Annotated in this window: 4 protein-coding genes and 1 pseudogene; 3 read left to right on the forward strand and 2 right to left on the reverse strand. The window is 55.3% G+C overall.

Features of this window, described 5'->3' with window-relative positions; genetic code table 11:
• The 3 genes from Q0216_RS09630 to Q0216_RS09640 all read left to right on the forward strand — a co-directional run.
• Window positions 1-119, forward strand: a 119-nt coding sequence (locus Q0216_RS09630; RefSeq protein WP_298594909.1) for an ABC transporter C-terminal domain-containing protein, incomplete at its 5' end; no start/stop codon positions are given.
• Between the two features lie 151 nt (window positions 120-270).
• Window positions 271-753, forward strand: a complete 483-nt coding sequence (locus tag Q0216_RS09635; protein ID WP_298594904.1) for a DapH/DapD/GlmU-related protein — start codon at window positions 271-273, stop codon at window positions 751-753.
• Between the two features lies 1 nt (window position 754).
• On the forward strand, window positions 755-1,693 hold the full coding sequence (locus Q0216_RS09640) for a glycosyltransferase family 2 protein (RefSeq protein WP_298594906.1): 939 nt from the start codon (window positions 755-757) through the stop codon (window positions 1,691-1,693).
• An 84-nt stretch (window positions 1,694-1,777) separates the two neighbouring features.
• Here the strand turns inward: Q0216_RS09640 and Q0216_RS09645 are convergent, their stop codons facing one another.
• Together Q0216_RS09645 and Q0216_RS09650 are read right to left on the reverse strand one after the other, a co-directional pair.
• Window positions 1,778-2,971, reverse strand: coding sequence for a glycosyltransferase (locus Q0216_RS09645; protein ID WP_298594907.1), 1,194 nt, complete (start codon window positions 2,969-2,971; stop codon window positions 1,778-1,780).
• A 77-nt stretch (window positions 2,972-3,048) separates the two neighbouring features.
• Window positions 3,049-3,242, reverse strand: a pseudogene (locus Q0216_RS09650) (4-diphosphocytidyl-2C-methyl-D-erythritol kinase); the annotation flags it as partial.

Genomic DNA, 3,242 nt, shown 5'->3' on the forward strand with positions numbered 1-3,242 from the left:
CGCACGACGCCTCCGACTACGCCGGTTTGGCGGCGCTCGGCGAGCAGCAGCAGACGCTTCAGGATGAGATTGACGAGCTAGAAATGCGCTGGCTCGAGCTCTCCGAACTGCTGGGCTAACACCAGCTTCATGTGCCATATGTAACAGCGGATTTCTCATCTGCTTCCGCGGGATACCGCCTCGTTCCGGGGCGGCATCCCGTTACTATAGGTATTAGCTTTTAACACTTTTAGGGAGCAATTTTTCCCGCCCGCCCTTATGAAGGTATCTATGCTCAACACTCTCAAACAGCTCAAGCATCAGCATTTCCTGAAGCAGAAGACTAAGCGCCGCGCGGCACGCATCGAAAAGTTCCGCGCCTCCGGCGTCACCATTGGTGACGGCACCTACGTGCACCCCAGCTCCGAAATTCTTCCCGGTGCCCAGATTGGCTCCGGTTGCTGGGTCAACCGCGATATCTTTATCGATCGTGCCGCACAGGTCGGCGACCGCGTCTACCTGGGTCCGCGCGTCACCCTGTGCACCGCAAGCCACGAGATGGGTCCTTCCCGTCAGCGTGCCGGCGAAAATATTGAGGCCCCCATCGTGATTGGTGACGGTGCCTGGCTTGGACAGAATGTATCCGTCATTGCCGGCGTGACCATTGGTGCCGGATGCATGATTGCAGCGGGTGCTGTCGTTGTATCTGATTGCGAGCCGAATGGCCTGTACGCTGGTGTCCCCGCCCGCCGTATCAAGGACCTCGGTGAATAACATGAGCGAAAAGTACGAGTACGAGGCATCCGTCGTCATCCCCGCATACAACGCAGCCCCCTTCATCACAACGCAGCTGGAAGCTCTAGCTAAGCAAACCACCACCCGCTCTTTTGAGGTAATCGTCAGCGATAACGGCAGTACCGATAACACCATCGCTCTGGTTGAGGCTTTCAACGCCCCTTACCCCCTCCGCTGGGTGGATTCCAGCAATATTAAAGGCCCCGCCAACGCCCGTAATGTCGGCGCACGTGAGGCACGCGGCAAGATTCTCGTCTACTGCGACTCCGACGACTACGTAGAAACCGGGTGGCTGGACGGCCACTTGGCGGTCCAGGATGAGCACGGCCCCGCACTCGTTTCGGGCGCTAACTTGCACAATAACAATCCTGTTGAGGTGCTCAACGCCTACGGTGTTCCCCTCGACTCCGATGAGAAGGTCCTAGCGAATCCTTCTCTGGTTGAGACCGAAGAAGAAATCCCACCTTTCGCCGGTTTCCTGCCCTCAATTACCGGTTGTAATTTCTCCGTCCCGCGCGATGTGTACCTGCGCAACGGCGGCATGGACTGTAGCTACATCGCGGGGTCCGAAGAAACCGATTTTTCCTGGCGTGTCAGCCAGAGCGGCATCCCCTTCTACAAGACCTACGCCTCACTGGTGCACTACCGTCTTCGTTCCACTCCGAAGAAGATTTTCCGTCAGCAGCGCAACTACCAGCACTACCGTATGCTCCTGTGGATGCGCTTCAAAGACCAGGGCATGACTGGCCCCAGCATTAAGTACTCCGTCATCGCTCTGGCGAAGTCCCTACCGCTGTTGCTTTCCCCAGCCACTCGTCTGGTGGGTGCACGAGAAGCAGGCGCGAACCTGGGTGCGCTTGAGGGCATGTTCCAGTACCGCTTCCGTGCTGTTCCCGAGCGTCAGCTGATGGATAGCTAATAAAATATCGTCGATATAAAGAATGCCGGTTCTAGAGTGAATCCTAGAACCGGCATCCTTTTTCTCTTACTCTGCGCTATAAAACTATCGCTTAATTGAGGCGAAAACCTCTTCCCAACGGCGAACAATATGCTCCGGGGTGTACTCCTGAGCCTTCTGGAAGCAACGCGCAGACTTCTCCTTACGTTGCGCATCATCGCCCATCGCAACACGCAACTGTTCGGTCAGCGCTTCTATGCTACGCTCCTGAGCCAAGTAACCCACCTGGGGAAGCACATCACGCAAAACCCAGCACGAAGGGTAGGACACCATGGGAGTACCCACACGCATCGCTTCCTGCAGGGACATCGGTGCGCCCTCAAAGTCAGACGCACCAATGGTCAACGATGCTTCAGCATACGCCTCAAGTACCTGCTCAGAGTTCAGGGGACCGCCCACCACAATGCGCTCAGCTAGGGCAGAATCCAGAGAAGCAATGCGCTCCTTCATCTGATGCTCAATCGCTTCATCGCCGCTACCGTTAAGCTTCAAAGTCCAGTCCGGGAAATCCGCTGCACACGCAATAAAGCTCTCCAGAATGCGCATCAGGCCTTTCTCCTCGGAGTAGCGGCCGATAAATTGCACCACCGGTTTCTTCTGCTCAGCCAACGCCAGAACCTTCTGTTCAACAGCAGGGTCCAACGATGCGTTCAGGTTCGATACGGCATCCACCGGACGGTTCAGCCACTGGGCAAAAAGTTGCGCGTCACCTTCAGAAAGTGCAATGAAAGAATCAAAGGTATCGGAAATCTGACGCAGCTCTTTCTCTGCGTCCAGGCGGTACGAGCTGTCATAGCTACTATGGAACTCGTACAGATAGCCAATCCCCTGCTTCTGAGCAGAACGCGCATAGTCCACCAGGTACGTGGCGATACCGGTCATCGTCGTCAAGATAACAGTCTCCTCGCCCAAAGACTGTAGGTAACGCCGGGTACGTGCCGCGTTATAGCGGTCCCATAGAACAGTAAAAGCCTTCTTAGCCGTCAACACGGCATTCAGCGGTCCAGGATTGTTGTACACCAGCTTATTGTGAGTGGTCTTCGAGACAAGCGAGCCAGATCGAATAACAAAATCAGGAGTTACCGTGTCAGGGTTATCTCCCATATTGTCGTAGAGAGCCAGATAGCTAACGTTGTATCCGGCTTCTTCAAAAGCTTTGCCCAGATTCCTGTTAACGGTCTTAATGCCGCCCAGAAGGCTAAAACGGTCCTGGGCGATAACAATATTTTTAACCTTCATCGTATTCTCCCTTTCAATCAGAGAATGGTAGAAGTCAGCGAGTGATAAGTCGTTATCTAGTGTGACAGATAGAAAAGCTATGCACTAGTCACTTCGGTAGCTATGGCGTGGTGGCCAGCGGCACGAAGAGAAGTAGCGAGTGCCTCCGCCCGAGCCTGCGAAGAGGCCAGCAGAAGCACCGTCGGACCGGAACCGGAGACCAGGGAGGCGTACACACCCTCGCTATCGCGCAGGTTTAGGGTCTGTTCCAGCTGCGGGGCGCACGAAAGCG

Origin of the sequence: uncultured Rothia sp. (assembly GCF_937976295.1) — a bacterium.
GTDB lineage: Bacteria > Actinomycetota > Actinomycetes > Actinomycetales > Micrococcaceae > Rothia.